Annotated in this window: 32 protein-coding genes; 16 read left to right on the forward strand and 16 right to left on the reverse strand. The window is 65.4% G+C overall.

Going from position 1 to position 26,990, the window contains the following annotated elements; genetic code table 11:
• Nucleotides 1-19 precede the first annotated feature (19 nt).
• Both ASD22_RS03900 and ASD22_RS03905 read left to right on the forward strand, forming a co-directional pair.
• Nucleotides 20-352, forward strand: a complete 333-nt coding sequence (locus tag ASD22_RS03900; RefSeq protein ID WP_235577507.1) for a type II toxin-antitoxin system RelE/ParE family toxin — start codon at nt 20-22, stop codon at nt 350-352.
• A gap of 8 nt (nt 353-360) precedes the next feature.
• Entirely contained in the window at nt 361-645 is a 285-nt protein-coding gene (locus ASD22_RS03905) for an addiction module antidote protein (protein ID WP_056079154.1), read from the forward strand.
• A gap of 33 nt (nt 646-678) precedes the next feature.
• Here ASD22_RS03905 and ASD22_RS03910 read toward each other — a convergent pair whose 3' ends face one another.
• Nucleotides 679-1,521, reverse strand: a complete 843-nt coding sequence (locus tag ASD22_RS03910) for a helix-turn-helix transcriptional regulator (RefSeq protein WP_056079157.1) — start codon at nt 1,519-1,521, stop codon at nt 679-681.
• A gap of 94 nt (nt 1,522-1,615) precedes the next feature.
• Between ASD22_RS03910 and ASD22_RS03915 the strand changes: the two genes are divergently transcribed.
• Both ASD22_RS03915 and ASD22_RS03920 read left to right on the forward strand, forming a co-directional pair.
• Nucleotides 1,616-1,993, forward strand: coding sequence for a VOC family protein (locus ASD22_RS03915; protein WP_056079161.1), 378 nt, complete (start codon nt 1,616-1,618; stop codon nt 1,991-1,993).
• Between the two features lie 43 nt (nt 1,994-2,036).
• On the forward strand, nt 2,037-2,435 hold the full coding sequence (locus tag ASD22_RS03920; protein ID WP_056079165.1) for an SRPBCC family protein: 399 nt from the start codon (nt 2,037-2,039) through the stop codon (nt 2,433-2,435).
• A gap of 79 nt (nt 2,436-2,514) precedes the next feature.
• Here the strand turns inward: ASD22_RS03920 and ASD22_RS03925 are convergent, their stop codons facing one another.
• The 5 genes from ASD22_RS03925 to ASD22_RS03945 form a co-directional block, all read right to left on the reverse strand.
• Complete coding sequence (locus ASD22_RS03925; RefSeq protein WP_235577508.1) at nt 2,515-3,513, reverse strand: DJ-1/PfpI family protein; 999 nt, start codon at nt 3,511-3,513, stop codon at nt 2,515-2,517.
• Nucleotides 3,461-4,009: an isochorismatase family protein gene (locus tag ASD22_RS03930; RefSeq protein ID WP_056079167.1), complete on the reverse strand. Its 549-nt coding sequence runs from the start codon at nt 4,007-4,009 to the stop codon at nt 3,461-3,463. The genes ASD22_RS03925 and ASD22_RS03930 overlap by 53 nt, the downstream gene beginning before the upstream one ends.
• A 145-nt stretch (nt 4,010-4,154) precedes the next feature.
• A complete protein-coding gene (gene bla / locus ASD22_RS03935; protein ID WP_056079170.1) occupies nt 4,155-5,027 on the reverse strand; it encodes a class A beta-lactamase in 873 nt (290 codons plus the stop codon).
• A gap of 248 nt (nt 5,028-5,275) precedes the next feature.
• Entirely contained in the window at nt 5,276-5,476 is a 201-nt protein-coding gene (locus tag ASD22_RS03940) for a hypothetical protein (protein ID WP_056079173.1), read from the reverse strand.
• Nucleotides 5,477-5,578: 102 nt separating this feature from the next.
• Entirely contained in the window at nt 5,579-5,962 is a 384-nt protein-coding gene (locus ASD22_RS03945; RefSeq protein WP_056079176.1) for a GtrA family protein, read from the reverse strand.
• A 223-nt stretch (nt 5,963-6,185) separates the two neighbouring features.
• Between ASD22_RS03945 and ASD22_RS03950 the strand changes: the two genes are divergently transcribed.
• Nucleotides 6,186-6,965: a glutathione S-transferase family protein gene (locus ASD22_RS03950; RefSeq protein ID WP_235577509.1), complete on the forward strand. Its 780-nt coding sequence runs from the start codon at nt 6,186-6,188 to the stop codon at nt 6,963-6,965.
• Between the two features lie 60 nt (nt 6,966-7,025).
• On the opposite strand, the gene ASD22_RS03955 is transcribed toward ASD22_RS03950, so the two are convergent.
• The 4 genes from ASD22_RS03955 to ASD22_RS03965 are packed head-to-tail and all read right to left on the reverse strand — an operon-like array spanning nt 7,026 to nt 10,075.
• Nucleotides 7,026-7,490, reverse strand: coding sequence for a hypothetical protein (locus tag ASD22_RS03955; protein WP_056079179.1), 465 nt, complete (start codon nt 7,488-7,490; stop codon nt 7,026-7,028).
• A gap of 11 nt (nt 7,491-7,501) precedes the next feature.
• Nucleotides 7,502-7,666, reverse strand: a complete 165-nt coding sequence (locus ASD22_RS16620) for a hypothetical protein (RefSeq protein ID WP_156458329.1) — start codon at nt 7,664-7,666, stop codon at nt 7,502-7,504.
• A gap of 13 nt (nt 7,667-7,679) precedes the next feature.
• Nucleotides 7,680-8,663 carry a cbb3-type cytochrome c oxidase subunit II gene (locus ASD22_RS03960; protein ID WP_056079182.1) on the reverse strand — a complete coding sequence of 328 codons (984 nt, stop codon included), beginning with the start codon at nt 8,661-8,663 and terminating at the stop codon, nt 7,680-7,682.
• The gene (locus ASD22_RS03965) at nt 8,660-10,075 is read right to left on the reverse strand and encodes a cbb3-type cytochrome c oxidase subunit I (protein WP_056079186.1); all 1,416 of its coding nucleotides are present in this window, start codon (nt 10,073-10,075) and stop codon (nt 8,660-8,662) included. The genes ASD22_RS03960 and ASD22_RS03965 overlap by 4 nt, the downstream gene beginning before the upstream one ends.
• A gap of 256 nt (nt 10,076-10,331) precedes the next feature.
• Between ASD22_RS03965 and ASD22_RS03970 the strand changes: the two genes are divergently transcribed.
• The 3 genes from ASD22_RS03970 (at nt 10,332) to ASD22_RS03980 (ending at nt 12,455) form a co-directional block, all read left to right on the forward strand.
• Nucleotides 10,332-10,811: a VOC family protein gene (locus ASD22_RS03970; RefSeq protein ID WP_056079189.1), complete on the forward strand. Its 480-nt coding sequence runs from the start codon at nt 10,332-10,334 to the stop codon at nt 10,809-10,811.
• Between the two features lie 351 nt (nt 10,812-11,162).
• A complete protein-coding gene (locus ASD22_RS03975) occupies nt 11,163-11,930 on the forward strand; it encodes a hypothetical protein (protein WP_056079192.1) in 768 nt (255 codons plus the stop codon).
• A 168-nt stretch (nt 11,931-12,098) separates the two neighbouring features.
• Nucleotides 12,099-12,455 (forward strand): DUF1428 domain-containing protein, encoded by a 357-nt coding sequence (locus ASD22_RS03980; protein WP_056079194.1) that lies wholly within the window; start codon nt 12,099-12,101, stop codon nt 12,453-12,455.
• A 13-nt stretch (nt 12,456-12,468) separates the two neighbouring features.
• Here ASD22_RS03980 and ASD22_RS03985 read toward each other — a convergent pair whose 3' ends face one another.
• Nucleotides 12,469-15,099 carry a PAS domain S-box protein gene (locus tag ASD22_RS03985; RefSeq protein WP_343123422.1) on the reverse strand — a complete coding sequence of 877 codons (2,631 nt, stop codon included), beginning with the start codon at nt 15,097-15,099 and terminating at the stop codon, nt 12,469-12,471.
• Between ASD22_RS03985 and ASD22_RS03990 the strand changes: the two genes are divergently transcribed.
• The gene (locus ASD22_RS03990) at nt 15,016-15,489 is read left to right on the forward strand and encodes a MarR family transcriptional regulator (RefSeq protein WP_056080921.1); all 474 of its coding nucleotides are present in this window, start codon (nt 15,016-15,018) and stop codon (nt 15,487-15,489) included. The two genes, ASD22_RS03985 and ASD22_RS03990, sit on opposite strands and share 84 nt — an antisense overlap.
• 56 nt (nt 15,490-15,545) lie before the next feature.
• Nucleotides 15,546-15,971, forward strand: a complete 426-nt coding sequence (locus ASD22_RS03995; RefSeq protein ID WP_056079197.1) for a DUF1398 family protein — start codon at nt 15,546-15,548, stop codon at nt 15,969-15,971.
• Between the two features lie 10 nt (nt 15,972-15,981).
• Here the strand turns inward: ASD22_RS03995 and ASD22_RS04000 are convergent, their stop codons facing one another.
• Both ASD22_RS04000 and ASD22_RS04005 read right to left on the reverse strand, forming a co-directional pair.
• Nucleotides 15,982-17,889, reverse strand: a complete 1,908-nt coding sequence (locus tag ASD22_RS04000) for an NPCBM/NEW2 domain-containing protein (protein ID WP_056079199.1) — start codon at nt 17,887-17,889, stop codon at nt 15,982-15,984.
• Between the two features lie 145 nt (nt 17,890-18,034).
• Complete coding sequence (locus ASD22_RS04005; RefSeq protein WP_056079203.1) at nt 18,035-18,427, reverse strand: GFA family protein; 393 nt, start codon at nt 18,425-18,427, stop codon at nt 18,035-18,037.
• Between the two features lie 145 nt (nt 18,428-18,572).
• On the opposite strand from ASD22_RS04005, the gene ASD22_RS04010 reads away from it, so the two are divergent.
• From ASD22_RS04010 to ASD22_RS04025, 4 genes are read left to right on the forward strand one after another with little or no spacing between them, the layout of a single operon-like run.
• Complete coding sequence (locus ASD22_RS04010; RefSeq protein WP_056079206.1) at nt 18,573-19,223, forward strand: DUF3348 family protein; 651 nt, start codon at nt 18,573-18,575, stop codon at nt 19,221-19,223.
• 11 nt (nt 19,224-19,234) lie between these two features.
• On the forward strand, nt 19,235-21,322 hold the full coding sequence (locus tag ASD22_RS04015; protein WP_056079209.1) for a DUF802 domain-containing protein: 2,088 nt from the start codon (nt 19,235-19,237) through the stop codon (nt 21,320-21,322).
• A 52-nt stretch (nt 21,323-21,374) separates the two neighbouring features.
• Nucleotides 21,375-22,040 carry an OmpA family protein gene (locus tag ASD22_RS04020; RefSeq protein WP_056079215.1) on the forward strand — a complete coding sequence of 222 codons (666 nt, stop codon included), beginning with the start codon at nt 21,375-21,377 and terminating at the stop codon, nt 22,038-22,040.
• Nucleotides 22,030-22,548 (forward strand): DUF2894 domain-containing protein, encoded by a 519-nt coding sequence (locus ASD22_RS04025; RefSeq protein ID WP_056079218.1) that lies wholly within the window; start codon nt 22,030-22,032, stop codon nt 22,546-22,548. The genes ASD22_RS04020 and ASD22_RS04025 overlap by 11 nt, the downstream gene beginning before the upstream one ends.
• A gap of 49 nt (nt 22,549-22,597) precedes the next feature.
• Here ASD22_RS04025 and ASD22_RS04030 read toward each other — a convergent pair whose 3' ends face one another.
• Both ASD22_RS04030 and ASD22_RS17015 read right to left on the reverse strand, forming a co-directional pair.
• The gene (locus ASD22_RS04030) at nt 22,598-23,095 is read right to left on the reverse strand and encodes a lipocalin family protein (protein ID WP_056079222.1); all 498 of its coding nucleotides are present in this window, start codon (nt 23,093-23,095) and stop codon (nt 22,598-22,600) included.
• 70 nt (nt 23,096-23,165) lie between these two features.
• Complete coding sequence (locus ASD22_RS17015; protein ID WP_235577510.1) at nt 23,166-24,011, reverse strand: MarR family transcriptional regulator; 846 nt, start codon at nt 24,009-24,011, stop codon at nt 23,166-23,168.
• 118 nt (nt 24,012-24,129) lie between these two features.
• Between ASD22_RS17015 and ASD22_RS04040 the strand changes: the two genes are divergently transcribed.
• Both ASD22_RS04040 and ASD22_RS04045 read left to right on the forward strand, forming a co-directional pair.
• Complete coding sequence (locus tag ASD22_RS04040) at nt 24,130-24,906, forward strand: ThuA domain-containing protein (RefSeq protein ID WP_082520109.1); 777 nt, start codon at nt 24,130-24,132, stop codon at nt 24,904-24,906.
• 138 nt (nt 24,907-25,044) lie between these two features.
• Nucleotides 25,045-26,265, forward strand: coding sequence for a PQQ-dependent sugar dehydrogenase (locus tag ASD22_RS04045; RefSeq protein WP_056079228.1), 1,221 nt, complete (start codon nt 25,045-25,047; stop codon nt 26,263-26,265).
• Between the two features lie 236 nt (nt 26,266-26,501).
• Here ASD22_RS04045 and ASD22_RS04050 read toward each other — a convergent pair whose 3' ends face one another.
• Entirely contained in the window at nt 26,502-26,927 is a 426-nt protein-coding gene (locus ASD22_RS04050; RefSeq protein ID WP_056079230.1) for an Sbal_3080 family lipoprotein, read from the reverse strand.
• Between the last annotated feature and the right edge of the window lie 63 nt (nt 26,928-26,990).

The raw sequence follows: 26,990 nt of genomic DNA on the forward strand, positions 1-26,990 counted from the left end.
CTAGGTAGTGGCGTATCCCATGGTTGACGACATGTTACCCAAAGGATACAGTCTGCAAATGATCGAAGTTCGAAGGACCGAAGCTTTCACGTCATGGCTGGATGCCCTGCGCGACGAGCGTGCCAGGGCTCGCATCGCGTCGCGCATCCGCATGATGGCGTTCGGGAACTTCGGCGATCACAAGGCAGCCGGCGGCCATGGAGTGCAGGAACTGCGCGTCGACTACGGTCCCGGTTATCGCGTCTACTACGTGCAGCACGGCAAGCTGCTGGTCATCCTGCTTTGCGGTGGCGACAAGAGCACACAGCGCAAGGACATCAATGCAGCCCGGAAACTCGCTGCCAGCCTGTGAGGTGAAACATGCGCACCAAGACCCACCCCTTTGACCCCGCCGAACATCTGGGTACCCCCGAAGCCCAGGCTGAATACATCTCCGCCGCCCTGGAAACCGGCGACCCCGCCTTCATCGCCGACAGCCTCGGTGTGGTTGCACGCGCCCGCGGCATGTCCCAACTCGCACGCGACACCGGCCTGCGCCGCGAAAGCCTGTACAAGGCGTTGTCCGCCGAAGGCAACCCAGAGTTCGCCACGATCATGAAGGTCGTGCAGGCGCTGGGAGTGAAGTTGAGTGCCGAGGCGGCGTAGCAGATCTGGTGATGCACACCACCGGTGATCGGATTAACTTCCTCCGTCCCGGTTACGCCGAATCCGATATGACCCCGGGCTCATCCCCATCACGGCACGGAACCGTTGATTGAAGGTGGACAGGTCGTTGAATCCGGCCGCGAAGGCGATGCTTGAAATGGAGGCGGCCGAGTCGCGCAATTGCTCGGCGGCGCGCTGCATACGTGTGCGCAGCACATATTGATGCGGCGTCATGCCCACTACGCGGCGGAAGACGCGCAGGAAATGCCAGGGGCTGAGATCCGCGTCGTGGGCAAGTTCAGCCAGCGACAGGGTTTCGCCCACCTCATGCGCGTGCGCTTCAATGCGGCGCACGGCATCTGATACGCGCTGAGCATCGTGGTTTCGCAATGGACCTGGGCGGGAACGAAGCCCGGCGTCCGCATGCAGCACGGCGCCTGCCAGATCGATGGCGACTTCCTCCAACGCAGCGGTATCTCCCTGCCTGAAGGATGCCAGCCGGGCCAGCATGCCGGTCAGCGAGGCGGCGGGTGGCACATGCGAGTGGGCGAACGTCGCCCGGCGCATGCTGGGCATGGCGGCCACCAGGCTCTCCCAGTAAGTCGGTGTGAAGTGGAACGAAAGGCAGCGATCACCGATGCCATGTTCGTGCCTGCACTCGAAGCATTGGCCATGATTGCCGAGCAGCAAAGCGCCGGGAGCCAGCAACGCGGCGCCCTGTTCGCTACGGTACTGGAACGTGCCGGCGAGCACCGCCGCTATCGACACCGTCTCGTGGCGCTCCTCGAACGCGCGGTCGCGCGGCCCGGCGTTGCAGGTTACTTCCTGCACGCTCCAGCCGTTGCCGGCAGCCCATGTTGTGGCATCCATCGTCATCGAATAACGGCTCTTGCGTGGACCGCAATTTTTCCCAAGCCACCCAGCGCGGCAACGCCGATGATCCTGCCACCGACCATCCATGGAGTCACCCATGATCGACCATCTTTCCATCGGCGTTCGCGACATCACGCACGCCAAAGCCTTTTACGACGCCGCGCTGGAGCCGCTCGGTTACCGCTGCCTCAGTGAGGACGCGACCTCACTCGGCTACGGCGCAACTTCCGTGGCGTTATGGGTGTTGCGCAGCGAGGTGCCGGTTGCCGCCAATGACGCCTCCGGCTTGCACATCTGTTTTGCGGCGCCCAGCCGTGCCAGCGTCGACGCCTTCCATGCCGCTGCCCTCGCGCATGATGGCCGCGACAATGGCGGACCCGCATTGCGGCCGGATTACGGCACAAGCTATTACGCCGCATACGTAGCCGATCCGGACGGCTACCGCATCGAAGCGTATTGCAGCAGTGCTCGCTGACCACAGCGGAAAGCTGCCGCTCACATCTGACCAGGAGAATCCTTTGGCTACCGTACGCAAGGACATAGTCACCACGGCACATTCCGACGACGTGTGGGATGCGATCCGCGACATCGGGGCGCTGCACACCCGCCTGGTGCCGGGCTTCGTCATCGACACCCGACTCGAACCCGGTGCGCGGTGGGTTACCTTCGCCAATGGCCACTGCATCCGCGAGCCAATCATCACGCTGGACGAACAGGCGCATCGCCTGGTGTGGTCGGCCGAAGGTGTTGGCGCCACGCATTACAACGCCTCCGCGCAGGTGGTTGCCGAACCGGGGATCACCCGCGTCATCTGGCTCGCCGACTTTCTGCCCGACGACATCAGCGGCGCGATCGAACTCGCGATGGACACGGGTGCCGGCGCCATGAAGGTCGCACTGGACAAACTGGCGCGTTGAGTCGGCGGCATGACAAGCGCGTCGACTCCGTCGGCTGCGAGGGCCACGCCCAGCACGAACAGGCAGTGGGCCGGCCTCCTCAACGTCGTCGCGCCGATACCGGGCTATCGCTGGCATGGAGCGACCACAGTCGCCGCAGTTGGCGTGCCGAGCCCAGGCCGGCGCGTTCGGCAGCGCGCTCTACGCTGTCACCGCTGGCCAGTGCCTGGCGGGCGAGTGCCAGACGCAGACGGGCATGATAAGCATTGATCGACATGCCGCTGGCCTCGCGGAAATGCCTCGTGAGGCTGCGTACGCTCAGGTGGCCGATGTCGGCCAGACGCGCCAGCGGCCAGTCCTGTTCGGGCGCTTTGGCCAGCGTATCCTGTACGTGGTGGATCGCCGTATTCATGTGGTTGCGCCCTTCCAGCCACGGCGACAGCGCGGGATCGCCCGACGCCCGCCGCATGTAGACGGCCATTTCGCGCGCCACCGCGGCGGCCAAGCGCGACGAGCCCAGCCCGGCGATCAAATGCAGTGCCAGGTCGATGCCCGCGGTGATGCCCGCGCTGGTATACACCTCGCCATCCTCGACAAACACACGGCTGTCCAGCACCTCGGCCGTCGGCGTGAGTCGGCGCAGCGCATCGAGCAAGCTGTGGTGTGTGGTGCAGCGCCGGCCGTCCAGCAACCCGGCGGCAGCGGCCAGCAACGCACCCGAACACACACAGGCCAGACGCCGGCCATGGCTGCCGTGTCGTCGCAACCATTCGATTAGCGCCTTGTTGGCGGGCAGTGACAAAACCTGCTCGCCACTGCCGCTGGCGCCGCACACCACGATCATCGCGTGCGTATCCAACTGCGCCGGCAGCGGTTCGATACCGACGAGCCCGACACCCAACGCCGTCATGGCGGTGTCCCCACCCTCGATCGGCGCCAGCATGCGCAAGCGCAGAGGTAGGCCCATCGAGGCGGCGATACGAAACGCATCTGCGGCGCCGGCCAGATCCAGCAGGATCAGGTCCGGCGGCAGCACGAAGCACACCTCAGTGATCGGCGAGGACGTCATCGACGGTGCAGATGCGGGCAAAGCGGCCATCCAGAACCAGTTCCGTGCGTTGCTTGATGTCCTGCGCATCGTAGCGAGTGCCGCTGCCGGCGTGGACCATCGGGAAGGTCAGCGTGGCTTCGGTGACGTAGTCGACGGCGAAGCCGAGATCGGAAGCGACCCGCGTGGTGGTTTCGCAACACTGCTCGGTGCGGATGCCACTGACGATCAGTCGCCCAATGCCACGTTCGCGCAGCCAGGCTTCCAGTTGCGTCCCGGTGAACGCGTTGTGCACCTGCTTGCGGAACACCACATCGTGCGCCTCTGGCACCCACGTCATCGGTTTCACCAGGCCCGACGCCTCGGAAAAGTGTGCATCGCCATCCTCGTGCAGGATGCGCACCACCGGCCAGCCGCGCGCGACCGCTGCATCGATCAGCTTCAACAGATTCTCGCGGAACGCCGGCACATCGTCCTCGCGCCAGTACGGCGCATGCAGAAACGATTGCTGCACATCGATGACCAGCAAGGCGGGGTTATCGAACATGGGACGACTCCATCATTGAGGGAGCCGTCACTCTAGGCAGGCCGTCGACCGCCAACGAGCACCGTGCCGGACCGTGAGCGGACGGATCCGGCCAAGCGTGCATCAACGGCGATCACCGCTTCGCTTCTGGAAAACGTGGTGACGACTACATCGACGCCGCAATACGCCCCACCGCCGCCAGCACCGCCTTGCGTTCTGCCGGCTCGGCGTGGGAGCCGGCGTAGTACGCGCTCACCAGCAACGGCTTGCGCCGCGGTGGCCAGATGATGGCCACGTCGTTGGTTTCGCCCTGGCTGCCGCTGCCGGTTTTGTCGCTGGCCGTCCAGTTTGCGGGAAGGCCGGCGCGGATGGCGTCGAGGCCGGTGATGCACCCGCGCAGCCATTGAAGCAGCAGGTCCCGCGATCCAGCGGAAAGCCGGTTACCCAGCAGCACGCGATGCAGGTCCGCCAACATGGCGTCTGGCGTGGTGGTGTCGCGAATGTCGCCGGGGCTGCCCAGGTTGAGCTCGGGTTCGATGCGGTCGAGCCGCGTGGTTTCGTCGCCCAGGCTGCGCGCAAATGCGGTGATCGCGGTCGGGCCGCCCATGCTGGCGAGCAGGAGATTGGCGGCCGTGTTGTCGCTCAAGGTCACGGCAGCAGCGCAGAGCTCGGCCACGCTCAGGCCCGGCGCGCCTACGTGCTTGCTGGTGACCGGAGCGTAGTCCAGCAACACGTCTTTGCCGTAGACCACGCGGCGATCGAGTCGCTCCCTGCCGCTATCCACCCGCGCCAGCACGGCGGCAGCGGCAAGCCACTTGAACGTGCTGCACATCAGGAAGCGCTCGCCCGCGCGATGCTGGATGCGGCGGCCGCTCTGCGTGTCGAGAATGGAAACACCCAGCCGCCCGCCATGCTTGCGCTCCAGTTCGGTGAACTGTGCCGTGGCGTCGTCAACAGACGCCGCCCACGCGAATCCGGGGCGGAGTGCCAGCGCAAATGCGCCCATCAAGGTGCCTTTCAACAAATCGCGACGATGCATGGGATGGCCTTTCAAAGAGGAGATGCAGCGGTTATGGGGTCACCAATGGTGGCTGGCATGACCGTCCATTCGCGGCGCAAACCATGGCATTGCCGGGGCAGCACAACCTGGCCACGATTCCCTTCTCATGATGGTGTGAATGGCGCTTCGACTCCGCCCGCTGCGCGGGCTGCGCTCAGTGCGAACGGTTGGGGGCGGGCGAGTGGTCATCGCATTGCCAAACGTCGCAAGCAAATTGGCGCGATCCGCTATTGATCGCTCGAACGGATATGGTCCAGCCCGGCCGGGCTCAGTTCGAACCGTTGACGATCCACCTTGTCGCGATCGGTCTGCACCAGGAGCCCAGCCGCCAGCAAGCGGGCGCTGACGTCGGCGGGCACCATCGCCGCCCTGCCCTCGGCCACCCAGGTGAGATAGTCCAGATCGGTCGGATCGCGTTGTTCTGTCATTGGCACGGGTTCCGTTGCTTTGGTGCATGCAGCTTGCCCGCTGCCTGGCGACGATGGCGTCGACGCATCAATCGGCGGGCGCATTGAATAGGGGCGCCTCGTTTACCGATACACCCAATGGCGTGAAACGACGAAGCTGATGACGGCAAGACACGCCTCGACCGCTGGCTTTGCCAGCCACGCCATCTGCAAGCCGAGTTTCGCTTCCACCAGCGTGACCAGAAGTGTGCTGAGCACGGTCAGCGGCAGCCACATGGCCAGGAAGCGCAAAAACCGGTGAGGGCCGAGCCGGGTGGCGTCGGGTGTGCCGAACGTGAAGCGGCCATTCGCCCAGAAGCCCAGCAGCGCACCGGTTATGCGCCCAAGAACATTGGCCACCGGCGCCGGCGTGCCGAGCGCCGTCAACACCACGAACACCGCCCAGTCGGCGGTCAGCAGACCGAGCCCGACCATCAAGAAGCTGACTCCCTGTCGCGCCAAACTCATTGAATCTCCCGCTGGATTGCCGTGTACAGCAGCAAAGTCTCGCGTACTTGGCGCAGGGGTGGAAGCGTGGCGGTGCGTTCCGTCATCGCATGGGGACACGGCAACACGCGTCGACAACCGTCGGAAGCCCTGACGGCAATGCCATCGGCGGCGTTCCAGCAGTCGTGGACAAGCTTGCTGAAAGCGCAATTGAACTTTGCGATGAATGGTGTGGTTGCGGCATGTGCAAAGGCAGACACTCTGTTTGCGCGGCGCCACCCGGCAAACCCGGCGCCGCTCCACCACCCCACCCATCAAGGCCAACATCATGAAGTTCTACTACCACCCGTCCCCCAACCCCGCCAAGGTCGCCTTGTTTCTCGAAGAGTCGGGGCTTGATTACCAGATGGTGCCGGTCGACACGGCCAGGGGCGAGCAGCACGGTGCCGCCTACCGCGCCATCAACCCCAATGGCAAAACTCCGGCCCTGGTCGATGGCGATGCCGTGGTTTTCGACAGCACGGCGATCCTGCTTTATCTCGCGGTGAAGCACGGCAAATTCCTGCCCGGGAACACGCCGGAAGTTCGCAGCCGGATGTATTCGTGGCTGATGTTCATCGCCACCGGCATCGGTCCGTTCTCCGGCCAGGCGGTGCATTTCAAGCACTTCGCCCCCGAGCCCAAGGCTTACGCGCTCAATCGCTACGACTTCGAGGCACGGCGCCACTGGCGGATCCTCGATGAGCACCTGGCCACCCGCACGTTCATGGTCAACGAGGAATACACCATCGTCGACATGGCCTTGTGGGGTTGGGCGCGCGCCCTGCCCTTCATGTTTGGCGAACAGGGCTGGGTCGACTTTCCCCACGTCAAACGCTTCCTCGACCGCATCAATGCACGCCCGGCCGCCCAGCGCGCCGAAGCGCTGAAGGATGCACACACGTTCAAGACCGAGATGGACCAGGAATACCTCGACGCGATGTATCCGCACAACGCGGATCGCGCGGCGACAACCGCCGCCTGATTCGCCGGTGTCGTGGTGGCTCGATGGCCACCACGGCATCCCTTGTTCCCCGCTGGCGGATCAGCGTGGCGTCGTCGCCGGTGCAACCTGTGCCGGCGGCGGGCCGTAGGTGGGCGTGTCGCGGTATTGCGCCGGCACATCCCACATGCGCCCGGCGTAGAAGACCGCCCAGGCCACCACGAACAGGCACATCACCCACACCCACACCGGGATCGACGAACGCGCTTCGGCGCGCCGCGGGTCGAACGGGTCGTCGGTGCTGAAGGCGTCCACGGTCAGGCGCAACTCGCCGCGCCGGGTCGAACCCGAGCGCAAGCCCGACACGATGATGCCGGGGCCGTTCTGCACGTGGAACGGAATCTCCTCCACGCCTTCGGCGCCGCTGTGATCCTCGGCGCGGATGATCAGCCGGTGCGGGCCGTCGGCCAGCTTGCGGGTATCGAGGGTCAGTGCGGTCGGCAGTTCGTGATCCGCCACCGGTTGCAGATCGTCGTCGAGGTAGACGCGTACGTGGGGCTTGGACATGGCGGGTTTCCTCAACGGTCCTTGCGCAGGATCTCGTACTTGGCGTGGTGCGGGTCTTTCTCGCCGGGCCGGAAGATCATCCAGAACATCGCGACGAAACAGCCGATGGTGATCGCGCCGGCGATCGCGATGATGGCGACGTTGCCCCAGAACGGCCCGAGAAAAGCATGATGCATGGCGATCTCCTGTTCACGGGCCCTTGGCGCGTACAGCGGCCACGGCGGCCGCGGTCGCCGGCTTGGCGTGGTTGCCCCACGAGCTGCGCTCGTAGTTGACGATGTTGGCGATGTCCGCGTCGCTCAACTGATCGGCGAACGGCGGCATCACGCTGCTGTAGGCCACGCCGCCGATGGTGACGCCGTGCGCACCGTGCAGCACGGTGTGGATGTGTAAGGTCGGGTCGTCGGCATCCACCGCGGCGTTGCCCTTGAGCGGCGGAAACGCACCGGGAATGCCTTCGCCGGTAGCCTGGTGACAGGCCGAACAATTCGCCATGAACAGGCTCTGGCCCTTGCCGGCGTCGTAGCTGTAGCCACCACCGGCAGCCGCGGTTGGCGCCGGTACCGTTGCGGGCGCCGCCGAGGTCATGCCGCCCATGCCACCGTTCATCGTGTAGCCCGGAATCGGCGTCTGCTTCAACGACAACAGGTAAGCCACCAGCGCCTTGGCCTGCTGGGTCGGGATCACCTTGCCCTGCTTCGGCGCAAACGCGGCCGGCACCGGGACTGCCGTCTCGCCGGGCGGCACGGTGGCCACCACATGGAACAGGAACTTGAAGTTCGGCATCACCGATTCGGGCACTACCGCGCGCGGGTCGAACAGATGGATGTACTGCCACACGTCGCTGGGTTTGCTGTTGCCGATATTGGAGAGATCCGGCCCGGTGCGCTCGGAACCGAGCAGCTCCGGCGTCTGGTAGCTGAAATCGCCCGGTGCGGATGGACGTCCAAACACCTTGTCCTCGGCCAGTGGCCGCACCTGCTGGGTATGGCAATACGCGCAACCGTTCGCGGCATACACGACGCTGCCTTCCGCCTGCAAGGCCGTCAGTGGCTTCACGCCCGGGCCCGGCGGGGTTTTCGACAGGTCGATGGCCGGGATCACCGCAATCCCCATCACGATGACGATGTAGACAAGCAGCGCACCGCCGGCAATCTGCAGCAACTTTTTCATGCGGCGGCCCCCTCGGTGCGAGCCAGGATGGGTGAGCCGGCATTGCCGGTTTGCCCCGACGTCATCCGCCATACGTTCCATGCAAACACGATGTGGGACAGGAACATCAGCAAGCCGCCGGCACCACGCCAGACCCAATACGGCGCCATGTCCGTCACCGACTGGATGAAGGGCCGCTGGTGCAGCCAGTCCAGCCCCTGGATGGTGCCGCCGATCGACAGCGCGATGACATAGATAAAACTGCCCACCAGCGCCATCCAGAAATGCAGGGCAATGCCCAGCCGTCCGGGGCTTTTGTGGGTGGCCAGCGGTAGCAACGCATAGATGCCGCCCCACACCGCAAACGTGACAAAGCCATACATGGTCAGGTGCGAATGCCCGACAGTGAAGTTGGTGAGATGCCAGATCGCCTGCATCGAGCGGAACGCCTCAACCGTGCCCTGGGTCGAGCCAAACAGGTAGCCGATCACCGCCACCAAAATGAACATCAGCGGATACGAGTGCGTCATGTCGCGATAGCGCCCGCGCATCGTCAGCAGGTAATTCGCGCTGCCACCCCACACCGGCACCAGCATGGCCACGCTGAACACGATCGCGGTGGTCTGCAACCACCACGGCAGCGGGCTGAACAGGAAGTGGTGCCCGCCAAGCAGCGGATAGAACAGCAGGTTGGTCCAGAACGCGAACACGCCCAGCGCATAGGAATAGATCGGGCGGCTGAGGATCTTCGGGATCGCGTAATAGAAGACGCCCAACGCCAGCGGCGTAAACCACATGCCCACCGCGTTGTGCATGTAGAAGCCGGAAATAGCGACCTGCCCCAGGCCATGCTGATACCACGGCAGCGTCGCGACGATCGCGATCACGCAGGTCCACAGCACGCCGCACACCGTGTACCAGTTGGAAAGATAGATGTCCTCGGTGGTGCGTCGCGCCACCGTGCCGATCAGATTCCAGCCGGTCACCAGCAACGCGGCGAGGAATACCAGCCGGATCGGCCACGGCCATTCGCGGTATTCCAGATCACCCCAGTTGTAGCCCAGCTCCAGCGCGATGGTGCCGGCGATGGCGGCAAGGTTGAACAGCGCCAGTCCGATCCAGGCCAGCTTGATGCTGTAAAGCTTCGTGCCGCAACTGCGCGCGGCCACGTAATACGCCAGCCCGACCAGGCCGATGCTGGCCCAGCCGTAGAAGGTGTCGTTGGTGTGGATCGGCCGCAACCGGCCGAAGGTCAGGTACTTCGCCGCCCAGAAATCCGGCGCACCAAACTTGAATGCCAGCAGCAACCCCACCGCCGTGGCAAAGAGCAGCCAGCAGGTGGCCGAAACGGTGTATGCCGAGAACACGGCGGCCAATGCGCGATCATCGTCCGCGCTCACCGCCGAATGCTGTGCCGTGACAGTTGCCTGCATCGTCCATCCCATCGCACGTGGTACGGCGTCCACACGGGCGTCGGGATTTGTGACCGTATACCCACGCGGAACACGCACCCATGATCTGGATCAGAAAATCGCCCGGCCGCGTTCGGAAATGGCCACGTTGGGCAGACGCTTGCCGCGACCATGGCGCGGTGCACGCAAGTGCAAGGCTTCGTGTCGATTCGGCCGCGCGCCGTCCGTCGTAGGGGAGTAAGAAGTGCTTTCCGCGCTTTCAACCCGGAGAACCCGCATGACCAGCAAGAACACCATTTGCCTTTGGTATGACGGTACCGCCCTGGACGCCGCCACCTTCTACGCCAGAACATTTCCGGACAGCGCCGTGGGCGCCGTGCATCACGCGCCTGGCGACTATCCGGCCGGCAAGCAGGGCAATGTCCTGACAGTCGAGTTCACGGTCATGGGCATCCCGTGCCTGGGTTTGAACGGCGGCCCGGCATTCCGGCACAACGAGGCGTTTTCATTCCAGGTGGCCACCGACGATCAGGCTGAAACCGACCGCCTGTGGAACGCCATCATCGACAACGGCGGCCAGGCCAGCGAGTGCGGCTGGTGCAAGGATCAGTGGGGCCTGTCCTGGCAGATCACCCCACGCGCCCTGACCGCCGCAGTCACCGACCCCGACCCTGCCGTCGCCAAGCGTGCGTTCGAGGCCATGATGACGATGACGAAGATCGACATCGCCGCGATCGAAGCCGCACGACGCGGCTGATTACGGCCACGCCACCATCAGCTTCCTTCCTCGCCCGCGAGGGAAGGTGTTCGAGATCGCTGTTCGTGACGTTGGCCATGACTTCCTTCCCCCGCCCCGCGGGGGAAGGTGCCGAAGGCGGAAGGGGCGCTCTTGCTCCTGATCCTTTGCTCCCCCTCCCCCTTCCCCACTACACCGCAAACTCCCTCCAATCCCGCCCCATGGCACGCGCACACCGCCATAACTCGGAGTACCGTCCTCGCCCCTGGGGCTCGAAAAGGAAGCATCCCCGGCATGCATGGGGGCTTCAGCGCTTCGGGTGGATCCCGGCCGTGGTATCAATCAATGCGAGGGCTTGCGATGAAAAGATTGATGAACAAAACGTTGGTGCTGACAGCCTTGCTGCTGCCGTTTCCGCTGATGGCAGCGAGTGCGTTCGATGGCACATGGAAGATCGATGTCAGCAAGATCCACGGCTCCGGAACAGCGGAGGTGATGACGCTCAAGGACGGCCTGTACACCTGCAACTGCGCGCCGCCCATCCACATCAAGGCCGACGGCACCGACCAACCCGTCAGCGGGCGGCCGGACATGGACCACATGGCCGTGAAGGTCGTCAGCGACCACGTCGTCGAGCAGACCGCCAAGAAGGACGGCAAGCTCATCTACAGCCGCACTTATACCGTGGCCCCGGATGGCAAGACCGCCACCTTCGACACCACGTCCGATCGCGGCAAGCACGCCAACTTCCACGGAACCCTGAAGCGCGTTGGTCCCGGTGCACCGGGTTCGAACGCCCTGGCCGGCTCCTGGCAGATTGCGAGCTACCAGAGCGCGTCGGAAAACAGGTTGACCTCCACCTACAAGGTCGATGGCGACACGGTGACCATGTCCAACAAGCTCGGTGAGTCCTACACGGCCAAACTCGGCGGCAAGCCGGTCGCTGTAGCGGGTGACCCGGACCATGACACCGTCGCGGTGAAAATGGTGGGGGATGCCCTGCAGGAGACCAACTACCGGGACGGCAAGCTCACTTCGATATCGAAGATGACGGTGTCGCCGGATGGCAAGCAGATGACCACCGTGGCCATCTTCAAGCCCACCAACCGTGGCCTCACCCTGGTAGCCAACAAGCAATAACCGAGGGCACCCGCCCGATCGTTCCACCGACGAAAGCCCGGCCAGATGCCGGGCTTTCGTCCGGAACCAGCGCAGATCGAAACCTGCTTTCTCCATGCCGATCCAGCGCACTCGTTCGTCGCTACACGAAGGCGGCCACAACGGACGCCATGACCTCAGGAGACAGCCATGCCCTACATCGACGGTTTCGTCCTCGCCGTGCCCAACGCCAGGCGCGAAGCGTTCACCACGCACGCCACCACGTTCGACACCATCCTGCTGGAATTTGGCGCCACGCGCGTCATGGAGTGCTGGGGTGACGACGTGCCCGACGGCAAGCTCACCGACTTCCGGCGCGCCGTGCAGGCCACCGCGGATGAGTCGGTGGTGTTCTCGTGGATCGAATGGCCCGACAAGGCCACCCGCGACGCCGGCATGGCAAAGTTCATGAAAGATCCCCGGCTGGAAGGCGCCAGCGACATGCCGTTCGACGGCCAGCGCATGATCTTCGGCGGCTTCGTGCCGGTGGTCAGCCTGCCCGGTTAGCCGCCGCGACGCCCTATGCCAGCAACTGCGAGATCGTCTGCACCAGCGCATCCCCGCTATACGGCTTGAGCAGCACCTTGGTGCGCGAATCCAGCAGATCGGTATCCGCGTCGAAGCGACCGGTGGTGAAGACCACCGGCAACTCCGCGGTGGTTTGCCGCAGGGTTTTCACCAGATCGATACCGGACGAACCCGGAAGCCTCAAGTCCGCGACCAGCAGATCGATCCGCTCGCGCCGATGCTTCTCGATCGCGGTTTCCGCCGAGCCCGCTTCCACGACGACATACCCCCTCGATTCCAGCATGTCCTTGACCGTGGAGCGAATGGACACGTCGTCTTCGCACAGCAGGATCCTCGACCGTCCCGCGTGGGTGGTGCGCGATGGCCGGGGCCGCGCGAAAAGTGCGGTGTCGGCGGGCGGTCGCGTCGTCCGTGCGGAAAGCACCTCGCGCAGCTTGAGCGCCAACGCTTCCTGCGTGTAAGGCTTGCTCAGCAACTCCACGCCCTGGTCGAGTCGGCCGGCGTGAACAATGGCGTTTTCGGTATAGCCCGAGGTGAACAGCACCGCGATGTCAGGCATGCGTTCGCGCGCCTTGATGGCCAGCTCGGGGCTGCGCATCGTGCCGGGCATCACCACGTCGGTGAACAGCAGATCCAGCGCGACGCCGCTTTCGATGATGGACAGCGCGCTGCGGGCATCGGGCGCCTGCAGCACGCGGTACCCGAGGTTGCGCAGCAGCGAGACAGCCGTTTCCCTCACCGCCTCGTCATCCTCCACCACCAGGATCGACTCGGTGCCCCCGCGCATCCGATCCGGCGCGCCGATGGCCTGCGCCTCCTCCGCCTGCATGCTGCGCGGGAGATAGATCTTCACGGTGGTGCCATAGCCCGTTTCGCTGTAGATCTGCACATGCCCGCCCGACTGCTTGACGAACCCGTAGACCATCGACAGGCCAAGCCCCGTGCCGCTGCCTTCCGGCTTGGTGGAAAAGAACGGCTCGAACACCTTCTCCAGCAGATCCGCCGGCACGCCGCAGCCGGTATCCGTCACCGCGATGAGCACGTATTGCCCGGCCTTCACTTCATGCTGGCGACGGACGTATTGATCGTCGAGATAGGCATTGCCCGCCTCGATGGTCAGCCGGCCGCGGCCGTCCATCGCATCGCGCGCGTTGATCGCGAGGTTCAGGATGGCGTTTTCCAGATTCGTCCGGTCAACGGACGTGTTCCAGAGCCCGCCACTGATGACGGTCTCGATCTCGATACCTTCCCCCAGCGTATGTCGCAACAGGTCGTCCATGTCACGGACGAGCTTGCCGGGGTTCATGACCATGGGCGCCAACGGTTGGCGGCGGCCAAATGCCAGCAACTGCGAGGCCAGTTTCGACCCGCGCGCCACGCTGGCCATGGCATTGTCGATCCGGCGTCTTGCCCGATCGTTGTCCGCAACGTCATCGCCCAGCAGTTGCAGGTTGCCGCTGATGACCTGCAGCAGGTTGTTGAAGTCGTGCGCCACGCCGCCGGTGAGCTGGCCGATGGCTTCCATCTTCTGAGCCTGATGCAGCGCCCGCCGCATTTCGTCCATTGCCTCCTCGGCGCGCAGGCTTTCGGTCGCGTCGCGGGTGATTTTCGCAAAGCCGATCGGGTTGCCCTCGTTGTCGTCGACCCGGTCGATCACCACGTGCGCCCAGAACAGGGAGCCATCCTTGCGCACGCGCCAGGCCTTGTTCTCGAAGCGACCGTGCTCCAGGGCGTGCGCCAGCCCTCGCTCGGGTTCGCCCGCCGCGCGGTCGGATTCGGTGTAGAACGTCGAGAAGTGCCGCCCCAGGATCTCCTGCTCCGTATAACCCTTGATGCGCTCCGCACCCGCATTCCACGAATGCACGTGGCCTTCCAGGTCAAGCATGTAGATGGCGTAATCGATGACGCTCTGCACCAGGCGACGAAACTGCTCGCCGGTGAATTCGTGCGCGTCGGCTTCGGCCTGCTGCTGGGAAACGTCGCGCGCGACCTCCCACCATCCAATCAGCGCCCCCGCGGCGTCGCACACCGGCTGCACCGTGATGGACGTGGCAAATACCGAACCGTCCTTGCGCCGAAGCACGCCCTCGATCTTCTGGCCGTCGCCATCGTTCCGGCAGGCAGTCCGGGCAATGGACAGTGTCGCCGTCTGCTGCTCATCCGGGTACAGCACGGCCACCGGCATGCCGATCGCCTCCTGCGGCGAATAGCCGGTCAACTGCTCGGCACCCCGGTTCCAGGTCTCGATGTGCCCTTGGGCGTCCACCATGTAAACAGCAACGTCTTCCAGCGATTCGACCAGAAGCCGATAGCGATCACCAATATCCACGGGTCTTCCTTCAGCGATCACGCACGTCAGCTCGACTCTGCCTCCGCCTGAACTACCGGGCGGGAAGGCATGGGCTGACCGAAACGCAGACGATACAACGCGGGGGGACGGTCCGGACAGATGTTGGCCACTCCCCTTCGCAGGATTGCTTGACAGCATGTTTCCATGGAAACAATAATGAGTTCCACGGAAACCATGGCGGGACCGACGATGAAACATCAGGCAGGCCACGCGGCGCCGGACAAGCCGCTTGAAATCCACCTGGGTTACTGGCTTCGACTCGTTTCCAACCATGTCTCCGGAAGCTTTGCCAGCGCCCTGCAGGCCAGGCAGCTCTCGGTCGCGGAGTGGGTGGCGCTGAACCATATCGAAGGGCGCGCCGACATCACGGCGGCCCAGCTCGCTGACGCGATGAACCTGACACGCGGCGCCGTCTCGAAAATCGTCGACAAGCTGGTGAGGAAGCAGTGCGCCGTGCGGGCGTCGAGCCCACGCGACAATCGCGCGCAACTGCTCTCGCTCACCCCGTCCGGCAAGCGCACCCTGCCCCGCTTGCGGGCGATAGCCGACCACAACGACGAACACTTCTTCAGCCGACTCGACGCCGCCGAAAGAGCCGAGTTGCGGCGCCTGCTGCAAAAGCTGGCGGAAGCTCACGCCATAAGCACCGTTCCAGTCGACTGACCAGCGCCTTTCGGCGCCACGGTCCGATCCCCTGAAAATTACCCGGGAGACACACAATGAGCGAGGCGATTTCCAACCTGCAAGCCGCACAGGAAAAGGCGATGGCCGGACGCCCGCGCGTGGGTGGGTTCCCCTACCTGGCCGAAACTCTCCGGTGCGCCGGTGTAACGCGCAACGTGTGGCACCTGCCCGCCTGCGCGAGCCTGTACCAGACGCGGCTGGGCAGCGTGATCCAGCAAGGCACGCCGCTGGTGTCGGGAACCGTCGATGTGCCGCCCTTCGACGAACAGGCGCTGGTGGCCGCGATCCGCACGGATCAGGCCGGCGAAAGCACCTTCCCGCAGTTCCTGCTGGCCGCCTGGCAGGCAGGTGTCATCCGCTATGAAGTCGATTTCACCGAGCGCCACGTGACCTATGAAGGGTGTTGCGGGGAGTCGTACGTCGAACGCTACCCGGCCCCGCCGGCACAGGCGGCCGGCTAGCGCCCGCTCCTCACTCCCGCAACGCGGCATCGCCCCAGGTCACCACCAAAGGCAGGTCGCTGGTCGGTGCTTCGCTGCGCGCGACGAGTTCGACGGTTTTCACATTGGCAAGATCGGCGCTCAGCGTTTGCGCGGCCTGGCCATAAGCCGCCGTGGTCTGGGCAAGCAGGTGGCCGTCACCGAAGACCTGGAACACCACTTTGTCTTTCAGGTTGCGGGTGGAATCGTCCACGCCCACTTTCGCCTCGAAGTGCCTGAAGCCGGCGGCTTTCACTTCCATACGCGAGTTGGCCAGGATGCCGATGCCGGAGGCGAAGACTTTTCCATCCACGGTCAACGCCTGGTCGTACGGCGTAGCATCGGCGCGCGCGCCGCCCCAGCCGCCGTAGCTCGGGCGCTCGCCGCTATTGGTGGTGGCTCCCCACGGGTTGCTCATGCGATGGACGATCGGATCGGGCACGGGCACGATCACGCCATCACGGGCAATGTTGATGGCGCCGGGTATTTCCGACAGGTACATGCCATCGGCAAGCTGCCGTTTACCCTTGGCCTCGAACACGCGCGATTCGCGCGGCTGCAAGGTGAAGGTCCGTTCGCCGCCCGTCAGCATCATGGTTTTCTTCGACCACAGGTCGGTGAGTGCCACATCGCCCACCATCTTCAGCTGCGCGGGCGTCAGGGTGATCTCGGCAGGCCCCGAACCGCGGTTGAGCAGCAGCACGGCCTTGGTGCCGGAGTCGCTGAGCGTCTTGACGAAGATCTGCACGTCGTCCGAGTCGTAGGCCATGACCGCCTGGTGGCCGCCACTGTCCTGGTTGAGCCGCACGATGTCCTTGTTCGACCAGATGTCCATCAACGCTTGCGGCGCGTTGCGCAGGTCGTAGCCGATGATCAGCGGCGCGTCGATCATCGCCCACAGCGAGAAATGCGTGCGCGCTTCGGTGAGGTGGTGCACGTCGAAATCGCCGTGGCCGACGAACAGCATGTCCGGGTCGTTCCAGTGGCCGGGGCCGGCGTAGAGCGCACGCGTCGAGGCGCTGTCGAAGGTGTGCAACATGCGCGACCACTGCGGCGTGATATCGCCGCTGGTGCGCCACAGGTTGCCCACGTCCTTGCCCCACGCGCGCACGTTGGCGGCGCCCCAGGCACAGATGGAATACACGTAGTCGCCATCGGGATTGCTGGCGGCCAGGGCGTCGGCCACTTGCTGGTACAGCGCGCGCACGGCCGGGATATTCGTGCGGTTGATGCTGGCCTGGTCGATCAGCGGCGGATACGCGTTGTACTTGTGTTGCTTCACGAAGGGGCGGTCCGCCCCGTACACGTTGATGCCGCAGGCGTCGACCTTGATGTAGTCGAAGCCCCAGTCGGCGAAATACAATTTGATGTCCTGCTGCACGTGGCCGTGCAGGCCGATCTGCCGTTCGGCGATGGTGCCCTCGGGCAGGTTCGGCGAATGCAGGTCATAGGCCTGCGAACAGGCGTTGCCGCCGATGTCGGTATAAATGCCGGCCTTCAGGCCCATGCTGTGCAGCTTGTCGGTGAAGGGGCGGAAGCTGGATGTCTCGCTGCCGCCCACTTTCGCCGACGGGAAGATCGCGGTGCGCACCTGCATGCGCCCGTCGCTGGTGCGCCGTTTCAGCCACCAGCCGTCGTCGATGTTCACGTAGATGTAGCCCAGATCGCGCAGTCCGCTGTCGACCAGCACTTTCGCCGTACCCATCACCTTGGCCTCGTCGACGTCGGTGCGGAACGCGTTCCACGAATTCCAGCCCATCGGCGGCGTGGCGGCGCGTCCTGCCGTGGCGCCCGTCCAGTGGCCCGCGGGAGCGAGCGGATCGGCGGCGGGTTGGGCAGCCGTCGCAGACAGCGCTGTAGCGGCAAGCAAGGTGAAAGCGAGAAGCGTGGCCTTGAGCATGGGTCGTCTTTTTCCCTGATGGATTCGCGGCGGACGTTGGGGTCGTTTCATCCAACCCGGAACAACGGATGATTGTACCCAGCCCCGCGGGACCAACCGGGATGGCGGTTGCAGATCGGCGCCGCCGACGTGGTGCGACGCAACGCTAATCCTCGCGTCGGCCCGTGTGCTCGCGATCGCGTGCGTAGTGATGCGCCAGCGCGAACGGCGGCAGCCAGCTTTCGCGGCGGACGGTCCAGTTCTCGTAGGTCGGCACCAGTTGATCGGGCGCATCCAGCGTCCCCAGGTGCACTTCGACCTCGTCCTCGACGCGGGCGAAAACCGACGAGCCGCAGCGGGGGCAAAAGTGCCGCCCGGCGTAATCGCGCGTTTCGCCTTCGATGACCACCGCGTCCTGCGGAAAGATCGCCCCCGCATAGAAAAGCGCCCCGTGATGCTTGCGGCAGTCGAGGCAGTGGCACAACCCCACCCGATAAGGCTGGCCCGTGGCGCGCAGGCGCACATCGCCGCACAGACAGCCGCCGGTGAATGTCGTCATGGTGTACTCCTCTTTATGCCGGTAAGCCGCAAGTATCCGGAATTCCCGGTGGCGTCGCCGTGCAGGCCGCACCCGCCCCGAGAAACACGACGCCGACCGCCAGCGGCCCCGGCCGGGTTAAACTGCCCGATTTGCTCCGGAATACATGGCCCAAGCAGCACACCGCCCGCCGGTTCGCGGGCCCACCTTCATCCGCCTGCTGGCGGGCCTGACCGAAGCGGAGCTGGCGCCTTCCGGCCCATCGCTGCCCGACCGGCTGGGCCAATGGCTGGATTGGAAGCACGCGCTGGCGCTGGCGGCAGCGCTCGACGCCCGGCCAGCCGAGGCGGCGGGCGATGCGGGGGCGCCGGACGACCTGCACGCCGAGTGCGCGCGGGCGCGCGAGGTGCTGGCGGCCGCGATCAACGACGCCCCGCTGCTTGCGCCGGCGACACCTGCCGAACCGGACTACGCCGCGTTCCGCCAGCTCTGCCTCAACCGCCAGCGCGCCACGCAGGCCGCCGTGGGTCGCCTGCGCGGCAAGCTGCGCGACGCGCTCGCGGCGTCACCCGACATGGGCCAGCTGGCCGAGGTGGACGCCGCGATGGAAGTGGCCATCACCCCGCGCGAGCACACCCTGCTGGCCAAGATGCCCGACCTGCTGGGCCAGCGCTTCGAGCGCCTGCGCACCGCCGGGGACGCCTCAACCACCTGGCTCGACAGCTTCCGCCGCGACATGCGCAGCGTGTTGCTGGCCGAGCTGGATCTTCGTTTCCAACCGGTGGACGCGCTGCTTGCAGCGCTGCGCACCTCCTGACCCGGTACACCATGTTCAAACGTCCCTTGCTTCTTTCCGTATTTGCCCTGGGTCTCGCCGCTATCGGCTGGATCGTGGCCGGCTACATCGGCAACAACCTGCTGGGCACGGCCATCGCCCTGCTGATCGGCGCCTGCTACCTCGCCGGTGCGTTCGAGCTGTTCCGCTACGGACAGGCCACCGCCACGCTGCGCCGAGCGGTGGAGGAACTGACCGAGCCGCCCGCCGAACTTGGCCGCTGGCTGGAGCGCCTGCATCCGGGGCTGCGTCACGCCGTGCGGCTGCGTGTCGAAGGCGAGCGCACCGCGCTGCCGGCGCCCGCGATGACGCCGTACCTGGTCGGCCTGCTGGTGTTGCTGGGCATGCTCGGCACCCTGCTGGGCATGATGGCCACGCTGCGCGGCACCGGCACGGCGCTGGGCAGCGCCAGTGATCTGCAGGCCATCCGCGGCTCGCTGGCCGCGCCGGTCAACGGCCTGGCCTTCGCCTTCGGCACCTCCATCGCCGGCGTCGCCAGCTCGGCCATGCTCGGCCTGCTCTCGGCGCTGGTCCGCCGCGAGCGGCTGGAAACGGTACATGCGCTGGACGCCAGCATCGCCACCACCCTGCGCATCCATTCGCAGGCCCACCAGCGCGAGGAATCCTTCCGCCTGCTGCAACAGCAGGCTGCCGCCATGCCCGCCCTGGTCGAGCGCCTGCAGGCGATGGCCGCGACGCTGGAACAGCAAGGCGCCGCCGCCCACGAGCGCCAGCACGCCGATCGCGAAGCCTTCCATCGCCATACCGAAGAGACGTATACGCAGCTGGCCCGTTCGGTCGAGCAGTCGCTGCAGGCCAGCGTCACCGACAGCGCGCGCACCGCCGCCGGCGTGTTGCAGCCAGTGGTCGAATCCACCTTGGCCAGCCTGGCCCGCGAGAGCACCGCCATCCAGGCCAGCGTAGGCGACGCCGTACAGCGCCAGCTCGATGGCCTCGCCGCCGGTTTCGACACCACTGCCCGCACCGTCACCGGCATCTGGAACGACGCGCTCGCCCAGCACCGGCAGACCAACGAAGCCCATGCCAGGGATCTGGGCGACGCCCTCGCCCGCTTCGCCGACACCTTCGAGCAGCACTCGTCCGCCTTGCTGGATGGCGTGGCCACCCGCCTGGATGCCAGCGCCGACCGCGCGGCCAGCGCCTGGCAAACCGCCCTGTCGAAACAGGACGCCATCCACGCCGAACTGGCCGAACGCAACCGCCAGGCGCTGGCCGCCGCCAGCGAAACCTTCGAGTCACACGCGGCCGCGCTGGTGCAGTCGGTCGACCGGTCGCACGCAGCATTGCAGTCGGCGCTGCAAACCCGCGACGACGAACGCCTGGCTGCTTGGGCGCAAAAGCTCGACGCCATCAGCACCGAACTGGGCACGCAGTGGAAAGCCGCAGGCGACGCCACCGCCAGCCACCAGCAGGCCATCTGCAACACGCTGGAACAAACCGCCAACACCATCGCCACGCAGACCGAAGCCGCCGCCAGCAAGACTCTCGCGGAGATCGCCCGCCTGGTCGAAGCCGCCTCCGAGGCGCCACGCGTGGCCGCCGAAGTCGTCGGCGAGCTGCGCCAGAAACTCTCCGACAGCATGGTCCGCGACACCGCCATGCTGGAGGAGCGCAGCCGCCTGCTGGCCACGCTGGAAACCCTGCTCGACGCCGTCAACCATGCCTCCACCGAACAACGCAGCGCCGTCGACGCCCTGGTCAGCACCTCGGCCGAGCTGCTTGACCGCGTCGGTACGCGCTTCGCCGCGCAGATCGAAACCGAAACCGGCAAGCTCGACACCGCCGCCGCGCAAGTCACCGCCAGCGCCGTTGAAGTCGCCAGCCTGGGCGAAGCCTTCGGTGCCGGCGTGGCGCAGTTCGGCCAGGCCAACGATGCGCTGATGGAACGGCTGCAGCAGATCGCCGGCGCCCTCGACAGTTCGCTCACGCGCAGCGACGAGCAACTCGCGTACTACGTGGCGCAGGCGAAGGAAGTGGTCGAACTCAGCGTGCTCTCGCAACAGCAGATCATCGCCGACATGCAGCAGCTTGCTGGTCGCGGCAAGGCGGCCAGGGCATGACGCCATTCGCGCTTCCCGCAAAAGAACCCAATCCAGTCCGACATTGCACACCATGAGCCACGAAGTCGAAGCCGACGCCGAATCCACCGCGCCCATCTGGGCGTTCGGCGACCTGATGTCGGTGTTGCTGGGCGTGTTCGTGCTGATCCTGGTCGGCGTGATCGGCGTGCAGCTGCAGCTTTCGCACAAACTTGAAGTGGCCGAGCAACAGCGACAGGCCGAACTGCAACGCCGCACCACGCTGGAACAGGCGCTGGCCACGCCGCTGGCGCAAGGCCGCGTGACCCTGGTCAACGGACGCATCGGCATCCGCGGCAACCTGCTGTTCGCGCTCAACTCCGACCAGTTGCAGCCCGACGGCCGCCAGCTCATCCAGAGCCTCGCCGCACCGCTGACGCAATACCTGCAGTCGCGCGACGAAATGCTGATGGTCAGCGGCTTCACCGACGACCAGCCGGTGCATGGCGACAACCGCCAGTTCGCGGACAACTGGGAGCTTTCCGCCCAGCGCGCCCTCACCGTCGCCCGCGCGCTGATCGCCGCCGGCGTGCCCGCCAACGCCGTGTTCGCCGCCGCCTTCGGTGCGCAGCAGCCGGTCAGCGCCAACACCGACGAAGCCGGTCGCGCGAAGAACCGCCGCGTGGAAATCGCCCCGATCCCCCGCTCCTCAGCCGCCAACGCCGCGCCGAAAGACGCCAACCCTGGCCATGCGCGCTGACACCACCACGGCCATCCGTTCGCGGCTGATCGCAGCCATGGAGCAGCGCACCGCAAGTCTCGATGGCGAAGCACGCCGTGCCCTGGAAACTCGGCTGGCCGAACTGCGCCCACCAGACGCGGCGCCCGACAAAATACCCGCCCGCCCGCCGCACTCCGGCTTGCGCGAGCTCATTGCAAATCTCACCCGCGAAGCCTCGCCGCAGACCGCCGCGTATCCCGATATCCCCGCCCTCGCCGACTTCCGCCAGCTCTGGTCCACCCTCCGTGCCGACAGCCAGCTCCAGCAATCCGTCGCTCATGCCACCACCGACGCCGGCCCGCTCAACTCCACCGCCCTGGCCAACCGCGCCATCGCACTGATGCGCGAACTGTCACCCGCCTACCTGCGCGCATTCCTGGCCTACGTCGATGACCTCGCCTGGCTGGAGCAGATGGACAACGCAAGCTCAGGCGCGGGGTCAGCCGGCTCGAAGAAAAAGCGCGCCCGACGCAAGCCACCGGGTTGAGCGTTCGTCATTGACGGCGCGCCCGAATCGCAACGAAAACAAGGGCGCCTCACGCGGTACGCCGCCCCGTATGGCGCGTGTAAATCAACTTCTCCACCGGATAGCCAAGCGAACGCGCGTACTCGAGGAACGCGTCGCGCGTGGCCGTGTCCAGTTCCGGCTCACGATGCAGCAGCCACAAATACGCATAGTCCGGCGAGCCGACCAACGCCGTGCGGTAGCCTTCATCCACGCGCAGGATCCAGTAGTCGCCCTTGGTGAACGGAATCCAGCGCAACCCTTCCGGCAGGAAGCTCACCTGCAAACGCCCCGGTTCGGCCGGATCGGCCACTGTGGCCACGCCCACCGACTCCTCCAGTTCACCCTCGCCATTGTGGGCGCGGTTGTCCACGCGCAGCGTGCCGTCGGGCTGGCGACTGTAGCTGGCGCTGATGTCGCTGTATTCGGGTGGCTCATGGCGCATCGGCAGGCGCGCCATTTCGTACCAGGTGCCGAGGTAGCGATCCAGATCCAGCGAGGACACGGTGGGCGGTGGTTGGCGATCCATATGTTGGCCTCAAGAAAAGAAAACGCAGCTTGGGCAAGCGCGGATGAAGGCCACGACAAAAGGCAAGCCATTACACCGCGTTCGCACGCGACGTGGAAAATGGCCGAACATGGCCTGGGACGACATCGATCTCGATGCATTGAGGCGGCTCCGGAACGTCTCGTATTACTTCCGCTACCCGCTGACCCGGCGCGACTTCCGCGTCCTGCGCATGGACGACCGTGCGCAGGGGCATTACGCCTCCAAGGCGCTGTATTCGGGCTTCACGCCCGATGGACGCGTCGACCGGACGACGCCTTACAACGGCGACATCGCCACTCTCTTCCTGCCGCTCGACGCCCGCGTGCCGACCGATGCACAACTGCTGTTGACCCATGTCGATCCGGGGCGGATCGTCCATCCGAATGGCTCGCGCAATTGGGCAGCAATCCGCGATGCGGCGGAAAACTGTATTCGCGACACATTGCGCCAACGCGACGTCCGTTGAATGACGCAACCCGCCCGGTGGCGTTCCAATGTTCTCCGCCGCCGAGAGGGTGGTTTCGACAAGCTCGCCGATCCGCGCGGCGCGGGCGTCACGATCACGCCGTACCCGGGCACGGCCCTTGCCGGACAGCGACAACAACCAGCTGCGACGATCATCCGGGTCCGGCCGGCGCTCGATCAATCCATCTGCCACCAGTTGCGCCGCCACGACACGCATCGACTGATGCGTCACATTGCGCCGTTGCGCCAAGGCCGCCACGTTCATCGCCCCCTCGCGCTCAAGCAGGCCGAGCACGTCGGATTGCGCGGATTTTTCGGTAGCCGTCCTGCTGCGAATCACCCGCACAAATGTACTGATGGCACGTCGCAGCTCCTCGGCCAGGGCTGCGGCATCGGTGGATGGCGGGTTTTCAATTTTTCGTGCGGTCATGGCTTCGTCTGCGGTATTCCCTGCCCCGGTACCGTAATCGACGCCGATACCCGGCGTCCTCTCTTCCGGCCCATGACGGTGAAGTGCATCCGGCGCCAAAGCAAGTCACACTCGGCGCATGAAAACCATCCCTGCGCTGCTCATCACCCTGCTGCTGGCCACGGCCCTGTTGCCCGGCTGCACATCGCCCGCCACCGACGCGCTCAGCAAGACAAGCGCAAGCGCGACGCCTGCGGAAACCCCGAATATCCTGGTGTTCACCCGCACTGCCGGTTACCACCATGAGTCGATCCCCACCGGCGTGCAGACGCTGCGCGAGCTTGGGCAAGCGGAGGGCATCGACGTGACGCAAAGCGATGACCCGTCCCTGTTCAACGACGCCAGTTTGGCCCGCTTCGATGCGGTGGTGTTTCTCAGCACCACCGGTGACGTGCTTGATGACGCCCAGCAGGCGGCGTTCGAGCGCTACATCGGCAAGGGCGGCGGTTACATGGGCGTGCACGCCGCTGCCGATACCGAGTACGACTGGCCCTGGTACGGCCGCCTCGTCGGCGCCTGGTTCCATAGCCACCCCAAGGGGCTGCAGACCACCGTGGTGCGGTTCGAGGGCGATGAAGCTGCGTTGGCAAGCGAGTGGCAAACCACCGACGAGCTGTACAACTACCGCAGCAACCCGCGCCCCGGCGTCAACGTGATCGCCACCGTGGACGAAAGCCGCTATCAGGGCGGCACCATGGGCGCCGACCACCCGATCGCCTGGTGCTCGAACCGCCTGGGCGGACGTGCCTGGTACACCGGCCTCGGGCACACCGACGCGCAATACGCCGATGCCGTCTTCCGCGCACACCTGCTGCGTGGCTTGCGCTACGTGATCGGCCGCGCAAACGCCTGCTGATGGCCTGCCGATAACGGGCAGCTTCGACCCGGTGCCGGAAAGCGCTCACTGCCCCGCGCTTTCGCCGGGTCGAGGCATCGCACCGGACAGCGCCGTCCCATTAAGATGTTCGATCATCCGGACGCAAGGACACATACAATGATGAAGCTGGCGAACGCGGTCTTTCTTGCGGCTCTGCTCACAGGCACCGCCCACGCGCAGACCAACGCAGGCGAGCAACCCGCCGATCCCAACCTCCCCTTCACCATCACCAAGGTGGCAAGCTTCGACCTGCCCTGGCGGATCGCCTTCCTTCCCGATGGCCGCATGCTGGTGACCGAGAAAGTCGGGCGCGTGCAACTGGTCACACCACAGGGCGCCAAGACCGAACTCAAGGGCGTCCCGGCCAGCTGGTTCCAGGGCCAGAACGGCATGCTGGGCGTCTACCTCTCGCCCCATTACGCCAAAGACCACAACGTGTACCTCACCTATGTCGCACCGGGCGAGTACGGCGGCGGCCTGGCGCTGGGCCGTGGCCAGCTGGTGCTGGACGACAAGCAACCACGGCTCGACAACTTCCAGGTGCTGTGGCACCAGATGCCCACCGGCAAGGGCGGCCAGGCCGGCGCCGCGGTGGCGTTCTCGCCAGATGGCAAATACCTCTTCCTCACCGTGGGCGACCGCCAGCGCTTCACTCCCGCGCAAGACCCCGACCAGCCGGTCGGCAAGATCCTGCGCCTCACGCTGGACGGCAAACCCGCGCCCGGCAACCCGTGGGCCGGCAAGGTCGGCGCCCGCACCATTCCGCTGATCGATCCGCCCGCCGATACCGAGGCGGCCAAGAAAGCGCCCGTGGTCAGTACCTATACCTTCCCTGGCCCCAACCTCACGCCGTCTGAAACCTGGGCCACCGGTTTCCGCACGCCGTACGGCCTCGCCTTCGGGCCCGATGGCCGGCTGTGGGAACTCGAGCACGGCCCGCGCGGCGGCGACGAGCTGAACCTGGTCAAGCGCGGCAAGAACTACGGCTGGCCGCTGGTCTCCTACGGCAAGAACTACGACGGCGTGCCCATCCCTCACCCCGACACCCGCCCCGACCTGGTCAAACCCTTGATCTACTGGGTGCCGGTGATCGCCCCTGGCAACATCATGTTCTACAAGGGCAGCATGTTCCCGCAATGGAATGGCAGCGCCCTGATCAGCGGCATGGCCAGCGAAGCCATCATCCGCGTCACCTTCGACGCCAAGGGCGGCGCCACCGCCACCAACCGTTGGGACGTCGGCAAACGCGTCCGCGACATCGAAGAAGCGCCGGATGGCTCGCTGTGGATGGTGGAGGATGCCAAACCGGGTGGCTTGTATCGTCTTACGCCGAGGTGATTTGGCGTAAGGCTGGCGCTTCGAACACGCAGCCTGGCAGCGGAAATTATCCCTTACACGAATGGCGCTTACTTAAGCGCCGTTCGTCCTGAGCGTAGGCCGAAGGCTGAAGTCGAAGGACATGCCGGCGACACGGACAGATCTCACTTGGCGGCGCTTCGACTCCGCCCGCTTCGCGGGCTACGCTCGGCGAGAACGGGGTAGAACTGTCGCTAGCTCCAGATCAGGTGTCAGGTCTAACGCACGCCAGCAAGCAACTGATCGACGACAGGGGCCATCTTTGATTTCACGCCCTGCCACTTGGCCAGGGAGAGGCCACCCTTGCCCCTGAGGTGATATTCCGCTGATCCGATTTGCAGGCCGTCTTTCCACAAGTGGAGTTCGGCATGTGACAGATAAGGCGAGAAATCCCAGGAACGGAGCGCCGTGTAGGTCAACGTCACCGTGCACGAAGCGGCTTCGTTTTCGTTCACCAGCCTGGTTGGCAAGCCGTGCCGGCTGAAGCCTTCCCGCACGACGTCCACAAAGCCCTCAACAATCACCTTGGGATTGTTGACGATGCACACTTGGGTGCCCGGCGAGACCGAACGGGCCGGCTTCACCTTGACGGACGTGCAGCCGCCAACGGCGACAAGCGCCGCCAGAAAAATCATCTTCTTCATGTTTTCCCCCTGTAAGCGCGTGACGATACACCTTGCAGCGCGACAACACTCTCCCTGCGGATG

Origin of the sequence: Rhodanobacter sp. Root480 (assembly GCF_001426645.1) — a bacterium.
GTDB lineage: Bacteria > Pseudomonadota > Gammaproteobacteria > Xanthomonadales > Rhodanobacteraceae > Rhodanobacter > Rhodanobacter ginsenosidimutans.